The following is a 17,523-nucleotide window of genomic DNA, read 5'->3' on the forward strand; positions in this document are numbered from 1 at the left end:
TAAAAACCCGCAAAAAGATGCGGGTTTTTTATGGCTGAAATGCGGGTCACTGCGGCTCAGGCACATCAAACCCACGCTGCTCAATCACCCGAAACACATCGCTTACGTCCTGGAGCAAAATCCGGGCGATGTTGGCGACGGTGTTGATGTCATTTTCGGCGTAGTCAGGGAGGCTGGTGCAGCCCATGAGCTGGAGGTAGGGGAGGACGGGGTAGTCGGTAGCGAATTGGGACATGGGGGTGAAGCGGCGGGGCGGATTGTTCGTTGTCATAAGTAAATCTTCCTCGTATCTGAAAGAAGAGCTACTGCCGTTCGCTGCGATTCGAATGGGTGGTAGCTGTGTGCGGGTTCGCAGACCGAGGATACGAGGAACCCGGCAGACCCGAAGGTCTCCCACACACAGCCACCATAAAGCGGATTCCGGGCGCTGTTGCGACCTTCATTCAAATTATGGTGCTGGGTTCTACACGTATCTTAAGGGCTGCGAAACCCCATCGCCGACTTATGTCAGCGACGGGCCGAATATAGGCGTCCATTTTGGTGCTCGCAACTGGCCTGTAGGACGCTTTTTCGATCCTTGCAGCAAGGCGGATCGCCACTGTTTTCGGGCTTCTCGCGGTATTCCGGGTGGTGCGGAGTGCCATGGGAAATGGGGGGGTAGGTTTGGGGGCCGCTTCGCTGCCCAACGGGGGTAAACCCCCTCGCCACGAAAGGTAAATTCCTACACGATTTTCGGACGTCAGGATCAAAAGATCGCAGCCTTCGGCAGCTCCTACATGGATTCGGCGATGGCTTCATGATTTGGTGTGTCAGGCAGAAATGGGAAAGCCCCGAATCACCGGGGCTTTGTCGTTACTGATCGTGCAGTTTTCAAATTGTTATTGCGGGGCGCATAGCGTCATTGTCTGGCCTGCGGTGAATGCGGGTTGTGATCGGTGTGCTTCGGCCCAGCCGCTGCCCACGCGATCAACCCGAACAGTGGCACAAACACGATCACCACCATCCACACCAGTTTGTTGCTCGATTTGCCTTCGGCCTTTCGCACCCGGTTGATCGCCCATAACTCCACCAGTACCAGAACTGCCGCGAGTACGATCCAGATTGTTTCGATTGGCATTAGTCACCTCCTGATAGTCATTCAGTTAGGTGAGTGGGTTTGGGTGGGGTTCATTAAATTTCGGGGTTTTGTGGGATCGGTGGGCAGGGCAGAAATGACTTCATCTTCCAGGGATCAGCACATGTCCACGCGTCGCGGGTTCATCAAGCCGGTATTCGGTTAAATGGTTTGAAGGTAAAGTGCCATCACTGAGCGCAACAACTTTAAAAGGACATTTATGAATTTCCCGAACTCTCGCATGTACCACAGCACCGACGGCATTGAGGGTGAGCAACTCAGCCCCTGCCAGGTGGTGCTGCGCGATGATGTAATGGTCGTCGAGTACGTCGACGGGGCCGGTAACCGCGCGACTTATCACGCTCGACAGGTCGCCGAAGGACAGTTCGAGATACGGCAAGAGCTTGAGGACGATGATTATCTCTACACCGCTACGCTGCGCCGGGAAACCAGCGACTTCTACGATGGCGAGTGGTCCCAGCGCTACGGCAACGAGTACAAGAAGGGTTTGTGGTCCATTGAGCTGGCTTAAGGTCTGAACAGGGGTCGGATTCGTGGGGGAGCAGACAGCGATTTACCATTCAACTTCCGGTCTGCAGCTCGCTTGCATCCCGAGGGTGACGCGACTTTTTCAAGATGGAAAACCGAGCCTGCTACCTTCATCCTTCAACAACACTCTTTAGTGCGCCCAATACGATGACCGATCTGAACGACAGGATTTCCACAAGCGAGCCGCAGCCAGTTGAGGCCTCCCCGCGTCGCCGTTCTTTACTGGCGGCTTGCAGTGTGCACGCCGTGCATGATGGTCTGACCGACGTGATCTACGTGTTGTTGCCGATCTGGCAGCTGCAATTTGGCCTGAGCTTCGCGCAGGTCGGGCTGTTGCGCGGTGCCTATTCGGGAACGATGGCTGGCTTCCAGCTGTTGGCGAGTCGCGCGGCCAAGCGCTGGGGGCGTGAGCGCATGCTGGTGGGAGGAACCGCGCTGGCCGGTTTGGCCTACCTGTTTGTGGGGCTGGCGGACGGGTTGCCGTTGCTGTTGTTGGCGCTGATGTTGGGCGGGTTGGGCGCCAGTACTCAACATCCGTTGGCGTCTTCGATGGTCAGCGATGCCTATGAGGAGGGCGGCGGCGTCAAGGAGGCGTTGTCGCAATACAACTTTGCCGGTGACATCGGCAAGATGCTGATCCCGGCCCTGGTCGGCGTATTGCTGACCGTCGTCACTTGGCGTACCAGCGTCACGCTGCTGGGCTTGCTGGGCCTGGTCGCTGCGGGGTTGCTGGGGTGGTTGATCGCGTCGCGCAGCGTGCCGACTTTCCGATTGAAGAACCCCTCCAGGGCGCCGACCGGAACCGCCTCCGTCAGCGGGCTGCGTGCGCTGCTCATGACCGGCGTGCTGGACAGCGCGGTGCGAATGGGGTTTCTCACCTTCTTGCCCTTCCTGTTGACGAGCAAAGGTGCCGGGACGGCGGGCATCGGTCTGGCGTTGGCGCTGTTGTTCGTCGGCGGTGCGTTCGGCAAGTTGCTGTGCGGTTATCTGGGCGCGCGTATCGGCATGATGAAGACGGTGTGGCTGACGGAATCCGCGACCGCGCTGTTGATCATTCTGGCGGTGTATCTGCCGCTGACCGGCGTCATGGTGATGTTGCCGCTGTTGGGGCTGGCGTTGAACGGCACATCGTCCGTGCTCTACGGCGTGGTGCCGGAATTATCCAGTGCAGAGAAGCGCGAGCACGCTTTCGCGCTGTTCTACACCGGCACCATCGGTGGTGGGGCGCTGGCGCCGGTGCTGTTTGGTCGTCTGGGGGACGCCACCGGGATCCCCGTCGCCGTGATGACGCTGGCGGCGATCTTGTTGCTGACGTTGCCGTTGTCCTGGTGTGTGCAGCGGGGCCTGGACCACGCTGCACAAAGTCAATCCGGCTGTTAGTGCATCTTGCTGTGATCAGCCATGCCGAGAGCCCGAACCTCGGCTTGCACTTCTATCGTTTCTTTCTCGCCCTTGGCGTTTTCCACGATCAACGTCAGGGGCACCTTGCTGCCTTCCTTAACCTGAGCCGTCAGGTCAATCAGCATCACGTGGTAGCCATGGGGATCGAAGCTCACCGGCTTGCCGGCCGGCAGCGCGACGGACTCGACCTCACGCATGCTCATCACATCGTCTTTCATGCTTGATTGGTGAATTTGCACCGTGTTGGCGACGGGCGACTGTACGCGCAGCAGCTTGCTGTCGCTGTCGGCTTGCAGGGTCATAAAGGCTCCGGTCGACTGCTGGCCGGCAACTGTCGCGCGGACCCAGGCGTCGTCCACTCGGGTCTGAGCGGATACCTGACAGGCCATGCCGATCAGGGTGCATCCCAGGACCAGTTGTTTAACACGTCGCGAGAAAGCGCTTTTTGCGCGTATCGAATTCATTAGCAGACTTCCATGACGGTGAGCAGGTCTTCTGCGCACTCTTGAGCGGTAAGGGACGCGGACAGCCCCAGGCGCAAGTTGCCCCGGGAGTCGAAGACAAAGCTGGTCGCGGTATGGGAAAGGGTGTAGCTCGAACCGCTCGGGATTTTTTCAAAGAACACGCCGAACTCCTTGGCGGTGGCGGCGGTTTGTTCCAGCGTGCCGTGCAGCGCCTCGAAACTCGGATCGAACGACTTGACGTAGGCGTCGAGCATTGGCGGTGTGTCGCGCTCAGGGTCCAGGGTGATGAAGATCACCTGCAGTTTTTCGCCATCGCGGCCCATCAGCTTCTTGGCCTGCGCCGCACGGGCCAGCGTCGTCGGGCAGACTGCCGGGCATTGGGTGAAACCGAAGAAGATCATCGGCATCAGGCCGCGATAGCTGCTCAGCAGCTTCGTTTCGCCCTGGGCGTCTTGCAGCTTGAAGGTACGCCCCATGATCTTGTCGCTGAGATCCTTGCCGTACTTGAACGACAGCTTGCTGCTGTCATCGCAGCCGGTGAGCAGACCAAGACTCAACAGGCTTATACCGCGCAGGACCGTGCGACGGGTGAACAACGTACTCATGGGGAAAAATCCTGTGTAGCGACTTGAGATCGATCGCAGCTGACTAATCAGACGAAAAAAGCGCGTGGATATTAACAAACTGTTGCCGTGCGTCGCTCATTGTCTGACGCGAGGTGATTTCGGTACAGGGGCAGGAAACCGGGAAAAATGCGGGTCAGTACCGAACTTGCAGGCGCCAGCGCTGACCCTGACCCGTTACCGGGCTTTCCAGTGACCACCGCCGCTCTCGCAATCAATCTTCGATTGAGTGAGGTTTTCTGCGCTGTAGTAGTAGGTGGTGACCTGAGCCTTGTCGGGAATGTTAATCGCGTTGCTGTTCTTGTCCTTGCTGGTGGAGTGCGGGTTGGCCAGCGATTCCTGAGTCAACGTAGCGATGCAGGTGGCTTGATAATGATCGTCGCACTGTTCGACTTTTTTCTTGGTGCTGGTGAGCATTTCCTTGCTCTCGTTGCTGCAAGACCAGTCGATTGAGTTCACCGGCATGCCTTCGTACTCATAGCAGCTATGGGATTCAACCACCGGCACGGAAGGGCTTTGGGATCGGGTCAGCACGTCACAGCCTTCAGCAAATACCAGGGTGGGGCTCAGGCTGGCGATCAGAAGCAGAAGTCTACTGTTCATCGGGATTTCCTCTCCAATGGCGCCTTGCCTGGTCAAAGGTCGGCGCTGATAGAGTTTCGAAAACGCGATGAGGTGTGGGGTTCAATCCGTTTTGATCCGCTGCCAGCAGGGTGAAATCAAGACCTGAACTGCAACGTCCACCGCGTAGCAGCTGGCGAAGCCTGCGTTCGGCTGCGCAGCAGTCGTGAAACCTGCCTGCATGATTTTCCTGAATCACCGCGTCGCCTGATATCACGACCGCTGCGCAGCCGAACGCAGGCTTCGCCAGCTGCTACAGGGGCGTCATTCTTCACTGCGAAATGAAGTCGCGAATCGCTTGAATAGTCTGGGTCGGCGCTTCTTCCATCAGCCAGTGTCCCGCCCCGGGAATCACCACTTCCGTGACCTTGTCCGCCGCATTGCGCATCACGATCGCTTCATTGTTGCCGAAGGATTTCTCTCCCCCGATGGCCAGTACCGGCATCGTCAGCCGCGTCTTCATCGAGGCTTCGTTGTCCGCCGCGTCCTGACGAATGCTGCGGAACTGGGCGAAGGCGGCGCGCATGTTGCCGGGGCGGGCATAGAGTGCGGCGTAGTGCTGACGGGTGGCTTCATCCACTTTGCCGGGGTCGCCGGCGAACTCGTTCCAGAAGCGGTCCAGGTAGATGCGCTCACGACCGACGACCAGGCGCTCGGCATCCGGGCCGCCAAAGTCGAAGTGCCACAGCATCGGCGAGCGAACAATGTCGTTCCAGGGCGGAATGCCCGGCACGGGCGCATCCATCACCACCAGGCGATCAGTCAGCTGCGGATAGCGCGAGGCGTAGGCGAAGGCGACCATGGTGCCGATGTCGTGGCCGATGACCACCGAGTGTTCGATGCCCAGAGAGGCCAGCACTCCACGGATGTCGCCCGCCTGAGTCTTCTTGTCGTAGCCGCCATCCGGGATCGACGACAAACCCATACCACGAAGATCCGGCACCACCACCGTGTGATCCCTGGCCAGGTCGGCGGCCAGTGGCGCCCACATGTCGCCGGTGTCGCCAAAACCATGCAGCAACACCACGGCGGGGCCCTTGCCGCCGACGCGAACATGCAGTGTGACGCCTTCTACAGGGATGTCTTGGGTACGGAAGGAATTGAGAAATGGCGTCACTTCGGCCTGTGCCGGGAGGCTTAGTGCAAGCAGCAGGGAAGCGGTCCGCAGGAGGCGGATCATGTCGTGTCCCCAAGGGTACGCGTGGAAAGTCACGTACCGCATTCGCCGGCAAACATCACACTCGACAGGGCGAGTTGTCCGAGACAAAACAAGGCACTGATCGGAGGAGCGTAGACCGTTTTGCGACGTCCTGATGTGCCAAACTATAGGTTCGTTTACGTAACCGAGTGGGTCAAACATTGATCGAACGACGTCAATTCAGCGGAGGCATGAAGGGGAAAAACCTCCGCTATCTGAATGAAAACTCCGGCGAGCCTGGGCGAATGACTCGCACAGGCTTTTTGCTGCTCGAGCATTTCTCGCTGCCCGCGTTCACCCAGGCGCTGGATACGATTGTCACCGCCAATCTTCTACGACCCGGGTTGTTCTCTTCCCGAACCTTCGGCTTGAACGACGGCGAGGTCATCAGCGATCTGGGGCTGGTCATCCGGCCTGATGTGCGTATCGATTGTTCAGCGATTCAAGACCTGGATCTGCTGGTGATCTGTGGCGGCTACCGGACAGAGCTGAAGGCGACTGATGAGTTGATCAGCTTGCTGAGAGCGGCGTCCGATCATGGCGTCAGCCTGGCTGGTTTGTGGAATGGCGCATGGTTCCTCGGCAGCGCAGGTTTGCTTGACGGCTATCGTTGCGCGATTCACCCCGAACATCGCCCCGCACTCGCGGAAATCTCCAAGGCGACACATGTCACCAGCGAGCCCTTCGTCATTGATCGAGACCGGCTTACGGCGTCCAGTCCTTCGGGGGCCTTCCACATGGCGCTGGACTGGATCAAGGGCTTGCACGACAAAGCCCTCGTCGAGGGTATTGAGGACATCCTGGCTTTCGAGGAGTCCCGCTACCGGCGCATAAAACCGACGGAAAATGTCTGTGTGAGCGCGCCATTACGCGAGGTGGTGAAGCTGATGGATGCCAACCTCGAAGAGCCTCTGGAACTGGAACAACTGGCGGTCTACGCCGGCCGTTCCCGTCGTCAGCTGGAGCGTTTGTTCAAGGAGCAACTGGGCACGACGCCGCAACGGTATTACATGGAATTGCGCATTACCGAGGCGCGCCGGTTGCTGCAGCACACAGAGTTGTCCCAGGTGGACGTGCTGGTTGCTTGTGGCTTTGTCTCGCCGAGTCATTTCAGCAAGTGCTATAGCTCGTATTTTGGCTACAGACCGTCCAAGGAAACGCGGCTGGTCAAATAATCGTATGAGACGAACCCTGGCCTCGGAAATCCAGGTAAACGAAAACTGGGCGCTTACTGACAGGCGACCGTAGACCAGACCCAGCCCACTAACCGGCTGGTAATCAGTGCCGCGTCGGAGTTTTCATCAACCACGATGAGAACGTGCCGCACCTGTCGTTAAAATACAAAACGCCCGATGCGGTGCATCGGGCGTTGGGGTGAAACAGGTCTAAGGTCTGATCAGCTATCGGTTAAATCGCTCGACCAGTGAATACTGGGTTTTAGCTGTCTGGGTCAGTTCCTTGCTCAGTTCTGCCGAGTGCCTGGCTTGTTCAGACGTTTGATCTGCCAGATTCGCGATGGTCGTGATGTTGCGGCTGATTTCCTCGGCCACGGCGGTTTGCTCTTCTGTTGCCGCGGCAATCTGGGTGGTCATGTCAGTAATGTTCGCGACGGCTTCACTGATACCCACCAGTGCCTTATCCGCCTCAAGCACCCAGGCGACGCCTTCTTCGGCCTGACGATGGCCGCTTTCCATGGTCTTCACGGCATTATTGGACGAGATCTGTAGTTTGGAAATCAGGCTATGGATCTGGGTCGTGGACTGGGTGGTGCGCTGGGCCAACTGACGCACTTCATCCGCGACGACGGCGAAGCCTCGACCCATGTCACCCGCGCGTGCAGCTTCGATGGCGGCATTCAACGCCAGCAAGTTGGTTTGATCGGCGATGCCTTTGATGACGTCGACCATCGTCCCGATTTCATCGCTGTCCTTGGCCAATTGCGCGACCGTCAGCCCCGTTTCACCCACAACAACCGAGAGGCGCTGGATGGCTTCCCGGGTGTCTCGGGCCACATCGCGTCCGCGTCCCGTCAGCACATTGGCCTCCTGAGTGGCGTCAGCGGTGCGCTGGACGTGGCTTGCGACTTCTTGTGTGGTTGCGGCCATCTGATTGACGGCTGCCGACACTTGCTCGGTCTCGACGCGTTGACGTTCAAGCCCGCGCGAACTGTCGGAGGCGAGGCCGTCGGATCTTCCGGCGAGGCCGGTAAGTTGCTCTGCGGTGTCCTGTAGCCGGGTCAGGCAAGTTTTCAGGCGCGATGCCTGGCTGACAAAGGCCGTTTCAAGGCGGGCCTGAGGGCCACGTGCATCGCTGTACATTTTCGCGATCAACTGGTCGGAGGTGGTGGGTTCGGCCATTTCCAGCAGATGCAGCGCCCCGCGTTTTTGTCGGCGCGAGACAAGCAGCCCAGCAGGAACCGATACGCCTACCGCCAGGATTATCGCCTCCGTAGTGCCGAGCAGGACACCGCCCAGCGTACCCACCAGGCCCATCGCCAGGACCGGCAGCCAATCGAGGAGGGCCGGTTGCCATTTATCACTGCCTGGGATGGCGGACTTTCCTTGGCTTATACGCGTGTAGAGGGCTTCGGCGCGACGAATCTGTTCGGCAGTCGGTTTGACCCTGACCGATTCGTACCCGACGACCTGGCTGCCTTCGAAAACAGGTGTGACATAAGCATTGACCCAGTAATGGTCGCCATTCCTGGAGCGATTCTTGACGATCCCCATCCAGGGCTTGCCTTGCTTGAGAGCGCCCCACATGTGGGCAAATATGGCGGAAGGCACATCGGGGTGCCGAACGATATTTTGCGGCGCGCCTATCAATTCAGGCCTGTCGAAACCGCTGATCTCTACGAAGGCGTCGTTGCAGTACGTAATGACGCCGCGTGCGTCCGTTGTCGAGATGAGTTTTTGTTGAGGTCCAAGAGCAACCTCGCGTTGCGTAACCGGTTGATTGTTTCTCATTGTATTGCTCCTATGCCCTAATTTAGAGGCATCGGCAGCGATGATGAAAAAATTAACGCGTATTTCAAAAAAGACGTGCAGCGTGTCGGATAGTGGTTTTATGGGCTGCGGTCGAGCGAAAAATGGAACGAGTGAGCCGGCGTAGGGTCGGGCTTTCCGGTGTCAGCGAGAGGCAGGAATACTGGCATAAATCAGCACTTTTCCCGCTAATGTCGTCGCCGCTTCTCGCCATCAAACCGTGCTGTTCTGGGAGTTTCACACTCAATGCGGCGTCAAGCGGCCTCGTCTTCCAACCATTCGTTTAATCAATAATCACCATCAAGGAATGCAAGTTCAGTTTTTTTGTCATGAGAGGAGGATAGCGTCATACCGAACTCGCCTCTGAAGGAACCTGCGCGATGAGAATGTCTACCTTGCTGGCGCTTGTAGCTGTATTGACCGGGAGTGTTGCCGCCACGGTGCCGGCCTACGCGGCCGAGCAGTCCTGCCATTTTCTCCCGATAGCCGACAGCGCATCCGGCCTGCAGCATGCCCAATCGGTGGGTGTGCTCTACAGCGAAAACACCCTCAACACCCTCGAATACCTTGAGCAGTACCATTCGGTAGCGCTGAACGGTGCGAAGAATCCTGCGCTGGATTCGCGCATCAGCAACGCGTTCGTCAACAGCTCCGATCCGAAACTCGCGATCAACTGGCTGATGGGTTCGCTGCAGAAAGAGTTCGCTTCGGTGACCGTCTACGACAACCTCGACGCATTGGTGCAAGCCCATCCCGACGTGGTGGTGATGCTGGACACCTACAGCCGCCTGGTGTCGAAGCGCAACAATCAGGTCGAAGCGCGTTTCCTGGCCAAGTTTTACGATTCGAACCTGCAATACATCGGCAAGGCCGAAGGTTCACGTGAGAAGCAGATGCCCTCGGTCTGGGTTCACGGAAAAGCGGCCCCCGAAATTGCCGCGCAAATTGACCAGCAAACCGAGCTGCAACGCAGTGCGCTGAAACAGTTCGATGCGTCGTTGAAGGCGTTGGTAACGTCCGGCAACGTCGCTCATGTGGCGGCCAACTGACCTGAAACGGGAACGGTAGCAAGGACCGCTTCAGCCCCTACAAAATCTTCCCCACGCTGTTGCAACTGCTACGCTTGGAGCTGATGGCCTCGAGCCAGTCCATGGCCGGCACGTGAAGCCGGCGACCGAGTACGACTTCAGCTTCAACCTGTGTTTCCATCGAGGGGCGAGCGGCTGTCGGTAACCTGCACGGAGGCAGGCGATGGTGATCAAGGGCATAGGCAATTCGAGTGCGCAGACGGTTCCTGAGCCACCCGACCGGGAAGAAGTGGAGCGCGCGCTGGCGCTGTTGCTGGCCAGTCCCTTGTTCGCCAAGTCCAGGCGGATGGGCAGTCTGCTGCGCTTCATGGTCGAGCACGACCGTCAATTATCGAACACTCCCCTGACTGAGCACGCTATCGGCATTGCGGTGTTTCGCCGTGACCCGGCGGTGTACTGCACCGGCGATGATCCCGTGGTGCGGGTACAGGTCGGCCGGTTGCGGCGCAAGCTCGCCAGTCATTACGCCACCATTGGCCAGAAAGACCCGATACGCCTGAGCGTGCCGGCCGGCTGTTATCGGCTGGCGTACGAGCGGCTCATGCCCAGGCCGACCGGCCCCCGCCATCCTGTCTTGCAGATCCAGCCGTTTACCTGCATCACCCGCGATGGTGACGACTTTACCCGGGGGTTGTGCGAAGAGTTGAGTTGCAGGCTGTTCGAGTCGTTCGAACAGACGCAGACCCGTGCAAACCATGTGTTGATGAAGGTGGCGCGAAACCCTGTAAAAGCACCGGAACCCGTGCGGGCGGGACGCGGCAGCTATTTCCTGGAGGGCAGCGTGCGGGTGGAGCCGACCCGTGTCCGGGCCTCGGTGCGCCTGATTGATGTCGCCCAGGGCCGGATTCGCTGGTCAGAGCAGTTCGATCGCAATCGACCTTACGGCATTGCTACCCAGGAAGATCTGGCGCAGTCAATTTGTCGGTCGTTGACCGGCTATTTCGCCCGGGGCGGCAGTGACGTTTCGTGAACAGAAGGGGCAACCGCAAGGTTGCCCCTCGTTGTGACGATTACACCGTTTTCCATTTACCGTCTTCGTAGAGGCGGCTCGCACTGTTATCAAATGTCAGGTCGATTTCGATGGCCTTGGATCGCGAGGTGCTGAACATGGTGCTGGTCTGCACGTTCTGTTCGAACCACACGAGAATGGTCTCGACAGGGGTCAAAACGGTATCGCCGGAGACCACCTGGTTGGTGGCGACGTAGATGGGGGTGCTGACCTGCTTGCCGTCGATGCCGGTGGACAACTGATTGATGCCGGGGTGGATCGGGCCGTAGTCGTTGACCAGGGTGATGGAGATGTCAGGGCCACCGGTTACCGCCTTGCCCAGCAGACCTTCGGGGCTGAGTTCCGATTGTTGCCCCAGACCGATGGTGACGATGTTGGTCGAGACCTTGACCGTCACGTTGTCCTGAAAACTATTGGACCCGAACAGTTGATACTGAGGTGTCCAACTGAAGCCGTTGTTGCTCAGATACTTGTCATAAGACTGCCAGACGACGTTGTAGGCTTCGGTACCAACCTTCTTCGCAAAGCACAGCTTGTATTTGGCCTGTTTGAGCAGGGTCAGATCAGCATCGGCGATCTCGATCGTGACCGACTTTTGGGTGGCTGCCAGGGTCGACCTCAACACTTTGCTGTAGTCGGCGGGGCTCAGGGCCTTGGTGGCGCCCAGGATCTCCTTGACGGCCTCTTGCACGTCATTTTGAAGTTGCAGGCTTTGATTGCTTACAGCGCTCGACTTACTCATGGCTTTCCTCTTCCTTGGTTGTGTTGGGCAATCAATGGGCAGCGGGCATAACGATCAGGCAGCACCCGTAACGAGTCTTCCATGCCTCCATGAGAGGCGGGCAGTGCAGTCACAACCCTGTAAGCACATTGACGGCTTCACTCTAGGCGGGCGGTGCAGGGCAGCGAAGTGTCTTGGCGTTACAGGCGGGAGGGGCCATGGACCCTGTACCGATCAGGAAGGTAACAGCCTGCGTAACGGGGTTGTATCAAGAGGGCTCTGCGAAGTGAAACAGCGGGGCGGCCGTCCGGCAGCCCCGCTGTCGCTTCAATGCGCCGCGGTACTCACCTTCGCGTCGGCCCAGACGAAATTCCAGCTGGTTCGTTTGCCTTTGGCAATCTCGATCAGCTTGTTCTCATACGTGGTGTGATTGACTGTGCCGGTGTAGGTCAGTTTCCGGGCGGCGTTGGTCCCGGTGACCTCGCCCGGTTTACCGCCTGACTCGACCATGGCTTTTTTCAGATCGGCTTCCGACGGAACGCTGCTCTGGTTTTTTTCGATGGTTACGAAACTCATGATTTCACCTCTTCCGTGATGGGGGATCGGTGGGCAACAGGGGCGCCATTCGCGCCCCTGAAAACACACCGAAGGCCATACTTTATTGGCCTGCCCGGCATCGCAGAAGTGACAACACGGCCGCTGAGGTAACAGTCCGGTTACGCCTGCATTGGGCAACGTAACCGGAACGTATCAGCCGACATCTTTACTGAATGTTGCTTTGCTCCCGGGCGGCGCGGGCAAACTCGATAAAGGCCTTGAGCGCCGCCGGCACATGTCGACGACTGGGGTAGTAAAGGTGCAAGCCGGGGTAGAAGGGGCACCAGTCTTCCAGCACCTGGATCAGACGCCCGTCGGCCACCTGCGCCTTGACCATGTCTTCGAACACGTAAGCCAGGCCCGTACCCCGAAGCGCCGGGCCTAGCATCAGGTCGACGTCGCCGAGCGTCAGCGGCCCGTCTACTTCGATTTCCTGGCTGATGCCACCACGTTCAAACTCCCAGCGATACACCGAACCACTGGGGAAGCGATGGCGGATGCACGGCAAGCCTTGCAGGTCCTGGGGCTTTTGCGGGACGGGATGACGCTCGAAGAATTGCGGCGAACCCACCACCACCGAGCGCATGTACGAACCGATGGGCAACGAGACCATGTCGGCTTCCAGGCGGTCACCAAAGCGTATGCCAGCGTGAAATCCGGCGGACACCACATCGACTAATGCGTCGTCCGTCACCACCTCCAGCTTCACGTCCGGATAAACCTCCAGAAACTTGCTGGCGATGGGCAATAACACCAGTTCGGCGGCCGTGCGACCTGTGGTGATGCGCAAGTTGCCCGAGGGTTTATCGCGAAAATTGTTCAGGTCTTCCAGCGCGTCGTCGATGTCGCGAAACACCGGCTTCAAGCGCGTGTAGAACCGTTCTCCCGCCTCGGTCAGCGCGACGCTGCGCGTAGTGCGGTTAAACAGCCGCACTCCGAGCCGGTTTTCCAGGGCCCGCACCGAATGGCTGAGCGCAGAGGGCGTCAGCCCCAGTTCGATCGCGGCGCGGCTGAAGTTCAGGTGGGCGGCGACGCTCAGGAAGATCGAAAGGTCAGCAGCGGATGGCGATTTCATTTATGAAATCCTTTCACAAGCTCATGAAAAATTATTGGGATTATCACATCAGTAGTGGAGTTTTAAAGTGGCGTCAACTCATCAACAAGGCCCGGCACCGTGCAGGGGTCGATGACTGGAGAAGCTGCTATGCGTACTTGGTTCATTACTGGTGCATCCCGTGGTTTTGGTACTCTCATCGCTGAACACGCCCTGCGTGCCGGTGACGCCGTCATCGCCACTGCCCGCAAAACCGAAGAAATCCAGGCCCGCCTGGGTCACTATCCAAACCTGCTGGCGGTAAAGCTGGATGTCACTCGCGAAGAAGAGGCCCACCAGGCGGTCGCTGAAGGCATCAAGCGCTTCGGTAAAATCGACGTGCTGATCAACAATGCCGGGTTCGGCGTGCTGGGTGCGGTAGAAGAAACCAGTGCCAGCGAGACGGAGCGCCTGTTCGCCACCAACGTTTTCGGCGTGCTCAACGTGACCCGTGCGGTGTTGCCACACATGCGCCGCCAGCGCTCCGGGCACGTCATCAACATTTCGTCGATCGGCGGCTACCAGGCCTACATGGGCTGGGGTGTCTATGGTTCCACCAAGTTTGCGGTGGAAGGCATTTCCGAAGCGTTGCACCAAGAGCTGGCGCCGCTGGGCGTCAATGTCACGGTGGTGGAGCCGGGCTTCTTCCGCACCGACTTCCTCGACGAGCAGTCGCTGGTGAAGACCGCATTGGAGTTGCAGGATTACGACGAAACCGTTGGCGCCATGCGTCGCTATGCCGAGAGCGCCAATCACGCTCAACCGGGTGACCCGGTGAAATTCGCCGAGGCCATGCTCGCACTGGTCAACGCCCCGAACCCGCCACAGCGCCTGGCGTTGGGCAGCGATACCGTGGCGCGCATCGAGGCGAAGAATCAACTGGTGGCCAAGGAATTGGCCGAGTGGCGGGAGCTGGCGTTCTCCACTGATATCAAAGCTTAAATACCCTTGACGCAGAAACCGGGCTTGTCCCGGTTTTTGCGTTTCTATTACGTGGGTTTTTTCATCAGGATGGCCGACAAACGCCCCACGGCTTCTGCTTCGACAGTGCCTTCGTCGCCGCCTTCACAAAAGACTGCGCAACTCGCGGTGTCATCGTCAGAAGTGCTGCGGTAGACCGCCACGACGCTGCCCGGTCCCGCCCCGGTGTGACCGCTCAAGGTCAGGCCGCCAGCTTCCGTTCCCTGCATCATGCCTAGGCCGTAACCGGGGGCAACCCAGGGACGTCCCGGTATGGGGCCGCCGAGTGTGCGTGCCGTTTTCATCTCTTGCAGCAATGAGCGTGGCAGGAAGTCTGCGCCCAGCAGGCGATCCAGGCACAGGGCCGCATCCTCAAGCGGACCGACCAGCAAGCCGTGATAGACCCAACCCGGGTCGTAGGTTGAGGCGGCGCCCATGTTCACACCCTCCAGATCGGCGCGTGTCTCTGCGAGGCGTACGCCGGATAAACCGAGGGGTGAAAAGACGCGTTGAACCAGTACCTCTTCAAGCGCGAGGTCTGTCATGCGTTCAATGAGCCGTGCGACGAACAGATAGCCGACATTCGAATATCGCCAGCCGTCTCCCGGTGCATAGCGCAACCGGGTTGCATCAAGCCGTTGCAGCATTTCGTCGGCCGACCAAGGTGCCTCATTGCGGTTAATGGCAGCGTGGTAGTCGGCGAGCTCGCCATAATCCGCCAGCCCGGCTTCATGCCGCAGTAATTGGCGCAACGTGAAAGGGCCTTCAGGCACAGGGTCATCAAGACGGATTAACCCGTCACGCACCAGCGACAGGGCGGCACCGGTCAGCACCGTCTTGGTAAAACTCCACCAGGGAACCATCGTATCGGGCTGTTCAGGCGGTAGGGGGAAACCGTTTGATACAAGGGAAAAACGCATGGGTGGCTGCTCTGGACAGAGGTGCCGGGGGAGTTTGCCAGAAAGGCGTCAGTCAGCGTCTCGATTGTGTTTGTGTGGAGGTTTGGCTAATCTCGCATAAACCCGCACAGTCAGGCATAAACATGCAAGATCAGCACTCGACAGCCGAGCTCCCTCATCTACGCCGGCAAAAAATCCTCCTGATCCTCGAACGTGACGGCAAGGTCATGGCCTCCGAGCTGAGCCAGCACTTCGCCGTTTCCGAAGACACCATTCGCCGCGATCTGTCGGAGCTGGCCACGGCCGGGCTGGTGCAACGCGTGCACGGTGGGGCGCTGCCGCGTCCCAAGGACACCGGCAAGGATTTTTTCACCCGGGTCAGCGAAACCGATGAGGTGAAAACCCACCTCGCCCGACTCGCCGCACACCGCGTACAAGACGGCCAGATTGTGATGTTCGATTCGGGAAGCACAACGCTGCAGATCGCCCGCTCGCTGCCCTCGGACATTTCCATCACAGCCGTCACCGCGTCGCCGATGATCGCGATCACCCTGGCCGAGTACAAAGGCATCAAGGTGATTCTGGCCGGCGGACAACTGAATCCCGCAACGCTGTCTGCAAGCGGACATGAAACCTTGCGGCTGATCAAGGGCATCAAGGCTGACGTGCTGTTCACTGGCGTCTGCGCGATTCACCCGGAAGTCGGTATCAGCTCGTTGCATTTCGATGAGGTGCCGGTGAAGCAGGCGATGCTTGACAGTGCCTCGCACGTGGTGGCCGTGACCACGGCGGACAAACTGGGGGCGGTGGAGCCGTTCGTTGTTGCACCTTGCAGCCGCATCCATACGCTGATCACTGAGCGTCATGTGGCGTCGGGCGATATCGGGGATTATCGGAAGCAGGGGATCGAGGTGGTGCAGTCGCAGGCATGAAGCGATGTGAATGACTCTGTGTTGACTGCACCGGCCTCATCGCGAGCAGGCTCGCTCCCACATTGGATCAGGGCGCTTTGAGCGAGCGCGGTTGATCAGCCGTGGACCAGCGCAATCGTAAACGACACCACGATCATGCACGCGAATGCAAAATTGAGATTCATGAAATTTCGTCCGAACGATTAAAAGTGGCGCCATCATGCCCACTTCGCAAAAAAATTAAAAATTCGGCTTCATGATTTAAATGATCGACACCAATGATGATTAGGGACTCGGTGCGTCGGGACATGGGAGTCCTGACGCCGGTACCGCGTACTCACGGCGTGCCGAACATCGCCGTCCAGTAAATCCCCGAGTCACTCTTCGGATCAACCGCATACGCCGCGCCCAGCTCCTGGAACTGCGGGTTCATCAGGTTCGCGCAATGACCGGGGCTGGCCACCCAGCCATCGACCACCTTGCGCACGGTGTCTTGCCCGGCGGCGATGTTCTCGCCGATCTGCTGGCCGCTATAGCCCGCCAGTTCCGCCCGGTCGCCCGGGGTGCGGCCATCGCGGTCCTTGTGATCGAAGTAGTTGTTGTTGGCCATCGACCGGGAGTGGGTTTCGGCCGCAGTCCCGAGTGTGGCGTTCCAGGTCAGCGGCGTGGCGGCAGCAAAGGATTGCGTGCCGCACTGGCGTGGCCGGCTGCGTGCGGTGTTGAGTTCGGCCAGCAGTTTCTGACCTTCCGCTTGCCAGTCGCCCAGGCGTGCGCTCAACAGTGGACGTGCCAGCACGATGCGCCACTCACGGTCCTGGCGGCTCACGCCGATATCGACGAATTGCGGGTCCAGCACCACCTTGCAGAAGCTCTCGCGAATCGCGGTCATGGCGGACTGCGCATCCCGCGGCCCGGACAGGCTGATCGCCTGCACATTGACCATCGGATAACCCGCGGTGGCCAAGGCCTGCTGCAGATTGCCGATGCTGGTGACGGACAGCGCCAGGCGTGGATCGCCTGCCAGCGGCGGCAGCTCGGACGAGACCTCACCGCCACACCGCTGCACCTCACTGCGGTAAGCGTTGATCGAGTCGATCAGCTGTTTCTCGTCGACCGCCAGCGCATTCATGGCGAACGACAGACCCAGTGACAGCGTGGCAAGACGCATAGCGGATGATATGAAACGCATGGAAATCCCCCTTGAACGAACTGCGGCCATAATGCGCGAAGTGACCCCCTCAAAGGCAATGGATTTTTCAGAAGGCGCGGGTGTGGCTGCCATCATTTCACT

The 17,523-nt window shown here is 59.0% G+C and carries 19 protein-coding genes and 1 pseudogene; 7 read left to right on the forward strand and 13 right to left on the reverse strand.

The window, feature by feature from the left end:
• Window positions 1-46: 46 nt before the first annotated feature.
• Both ACYZUD_RS04885 and ACYZUD_RS04890 read right to left on the reverse strand, forming a co-directional pair.
• Complete coding sequence (locus ACYZUD_RS04885; RefSeq protein ID WP_462022877.1) at window positions 47-271, reverse strand: fructose-bisphosphate aldolase; 225 nt, start codon at window positions 269-271, stop codon at window positions 47-49.
• Window positions 272-898: 627 nt separating this feature from the next.
• A complete protein-coding gene (locus ACYZUD_RS04890; protein ID WP_462022878.1) occupies window positions 899-1,117 on the reverse strand; it encodes a PLD nuclease N-terminal domain-containing protein in 219 nt (72 codons plus the stop codon).
• Window positions 1,118-1,334: 217 nt separating this feature from the next.
• Here ACYZUD_RS04890 and ACYZUD_RS04895 point away from each other — a divergent pair, with 217 nt between their 5' ends.
• Window positions 1,335-1,646: a hypothetical protein gene (locus ACYZUD_RS04895; protein WP_462022879.1), complete on the forward strand. Its 312-nt coding sequence runs from the start codon at window positions 1,335-1,337 to the stop codon at window positions 1,644-1,646.
• A 164-nt stretch (window positions 1,647-1,810) separates the two neighbouring features.
• The gene (locus tag ACYZUD_RS04900; protein ID WP_462022880.1) at window positions 1,811-3,043 is read left to right on the forward strand and encodes an MFS transporter; all 1,233 of its coding nucleotides are present in this window, start codon (window positions 1,811-1,813) and stop codon (window positions 3,041-3,043) included.
• Here ACYZUD_RS04900 and ACYZUD_RS04905 read toward each other — a convergent pair.
• The 4 genes from ACYZUD_RS04905 to ACYZUD_RS04920 all read right to left on the reverse strand — a co-directional run bounded on the left by ACYZUD_RS04905 (window position 3,040) and on the right by ACYZUD_RS04920 (window position 5,952).
• Window positions 3,040-3,528 carry a copper chaperone PCu(A)C gene (locus tag ACYZUD_RS04905; RefSeq protein ID WP_462022881.1) on the reverse strand — a complete coding sequence of 163 codons (489 nt, stop codon included), beginning with the start codon at window positions 3,526-3,528 and terminating at the stop codon, window positions 3,040-3,042. The genes ACYZUD_RS04900 and ACYZUD_RS04905 overlap by 4 nt on opposite strands.
• Entirely contained in the window at window positions 3,528-4,133 is a 606-nt protein-coding gene (locus ACYZUD_RS04910) for an SCO family protein (RefSeq protein WP_462022882.1), read from the reverse strand. The genes ACYZUD_RS04905 and ACYZUD_RS04910 overlap by 1 nt, the downstream gene beginning before the upstream one ends.
• Window positions 4,134-4,328: 195 nt before the next feature.
• The gene (locus ACYZUD_RS04915; RefSeq protein WP_462022883.1) at window positions 4,329-4,754 is read right to left on the reverse strand and encodes a hypothetical protein; all 426 of its coding nucleotides are present in this window, start codon (window positions 4,752-4,754) and stop codon (window positions 4,329-4,331) included.
• A 289-nt stretch (window positions 4,755-5,043) separates the two neighbouring features.
• Window positions 5,044-5,952: an alpha/beta fold hydrolase gene (locus ACYZUD_RS04920; RefSeq protein ID WP_462022884.1), complete on the reverse strand. Its 909-nt coding sequence runs from the start codon at window positions 5,950-5,952 to the stop codon at window positions 5,044-5,046.
• 179 nt (window positions 5,953-6,131) lie between these two features.
• On the opposite strand from ACYZUD_RS04920, the gene ACYZUD_RS04925 reads away from it, so the two are divergent.
• Window positions 6,132-7,145: a GlxA family transcriptional regulator gene (locus tag ACYZUD_RS04925; protein WP_462022885.1), complete on the forward strand. Its 1,014-nt coding sequence runs from the start codon at window positions 6,132-6,134 to the stop codon at window positions 7,143-7,145.
• Window positions 7,146-7,370: 225 nt separating this feature from the next.
• Here the strand turns inward: ACYZUD_RS04925 and ACYZUD_RS04930 are convergent, their stop codons facing one another.
• Both ACYZUD_RS04930 and ACYZUD_RS04935 read right to left on the reverse strand, forming a co-directional pair.
• Window positions 7,371-8,462, reverse strand: coding sequence for a methyl-accepting chemotaxis protein (locus ACYZUD_RS04930; RefSeq protein WP_462025185.1), 1,092 nt, complete (start codon window positions 8,460-8,462; stop codon window positions 7,371-7,373).
• Between the two features lie 201 nt (window positions 8,463-8,663).
• Window positions 8,664-8,936, reverse strand: a pseudogene (locus ACYZUD_RS04935) (PAS domain-containing protein); the annotation flags it as partial.
• A gap of 398 nt (window positions 8,937-9,334) precedes the next feature.
• Here ACYZUD_RS04935 and ACYZUD_RS04940 point away from each other — a divergent pair.
• On the forward strand, window positions 9,335-10,003 hold the full coding sequence (locus tag ACYZUD_RS04940; protein WP_462022886.1) for an ATPase: 669 nt from the start codon (window positions 9,335-9,337) through the stop codon (window positions 10,001-10,003).
• Between the two features lie 202 nt (window positions 10,004-10,205).
• Window positions 10,206-11,012 (forward strand): hypothetical protein, encoded by an 807-nt coding sequence (locus ACYZUD_RS04945; protein ID WP_462022887.1) that lies wholly within the window; start codon window positions 10,206-10,208, stop codon window positions 11,010-11,012.
• A 40-nt stretch (window positions 11,013-11,052) separates the two neighbouring features.
• Here ACYZUD_RS04945 and ACYZUD_RS04950 read toward each other — a convergent pair whose 3' ends face one another.
• From ACYZUD_RS04950 to ACYZUD_RS04960, 3 genes are all read right to left on the reverse strand, one after another.
• Window positions 11,053-11,793, reverse strand: coding sequence for a hypothetical protein (locus ACYZUD_RS04950; RefSeq protein ID WP_462022888.1), 741 nt, complete (start codon window positions 11,791-11,793; stop codon window positions 11,053-11,055).
• A 306-nt stretch (window positions 11,794-12,099) separates the two neighbouring features.
• On the reverse strand, window positions 12,100-12,348 hold the full coding sequence (locus tag ACYZUD_RS04955; protein WP_462022889.1) for a hypothetical protein: 249 nt from the start codon (window positions 12,346-12,348) through the stop codon (window positions 12,100-12,102).
• A gap of 187 nt (window positions 12,349-12,535) precedes the next feature.
• Complete coding sequence (locus ACYZUD_RS04960) at window positions 12,536-13,444, reverse strand: LysR family transcriptional regulator (protein ID WP_462022890.1); 909 nt, start codon at window positions 13,442-13,444, stop codon at window positions 12,536-12,538.
• Window positions 13,445-13,573: 129 nt separating this feature from the next.
• On the opposite strand from ACYZUD_RS04960, the gene ACYZUD_RS04965 reads away from it, so the two are divergent.
• Window positions 13,574-14,404, forward strand: a complete 831-nt coding sequence (locus tag ACYZUD_RS04965) for an oxidoreductase (RefSeq protein ID WP_462022891.1) — start codon at window positions 13,574-13,576, stop codon at window positions 14,402-14,404.
• A gap of 47 nt (window positions 14,405-14,451) precedes the next feature.
• Here ACYZUD_RS04965 and ACYZUD_RS04970 read toward each other — a convergent pair whose 3' ends face one another.
• Complete coding sequence (locus ACYZUD_RS04970; protein ID WP_462022892.1) at window positions 14,452-15,342, reverse strand: serine hydrolase domain-containing protein; 891 nt, start codon at window positions 15,340-15,342, stop codon at window positions 14,452-14,454.
• Window positions 15,343-15,464: 122 nt separating this feature from the next.
• Between ACYZUD_RS04970 and ACYZUD_RS04975 the strand changes: the two genes are divergently transcribed.
• Window positions 15,465-16,253 (forward strand): DeoR/GlpR family DNA-binding transcription regulator, encoded by a 789-nt coding sequence (locus tag ACYZUD_RS04975; protein ID WP_462022893.1) that lies wholly within the window; start codon window positions 15,465-15,467, stop codon window positions 16,251-16,253.
• Window positions 16,254-16,569: 316 nt separating this feature from the next.
• Here the strand turns inward: ACYZUD_RS04975 and ACYZUD_RS04980 are convergent, their stop codons facing one another.
• Window positions 16,570-17,421 carry a CAP domain-containing protein gene (locus ACYZUD_RS04980; RefSeq protein ID WP_462022894.1) on the reverse strand — a complete coding sequence of 284 codons (852 nt, stop codon included), beginning with the start codon at window positions 17,419-17,421 and terminating at the stop codon, window positions 16,570-16,572.
• Window positions 17,422-17,523: the final 102 nt, after the last annotated feature.

The organism is Pseudomonas sp. XS1P51, assembly GCF_054897845.1.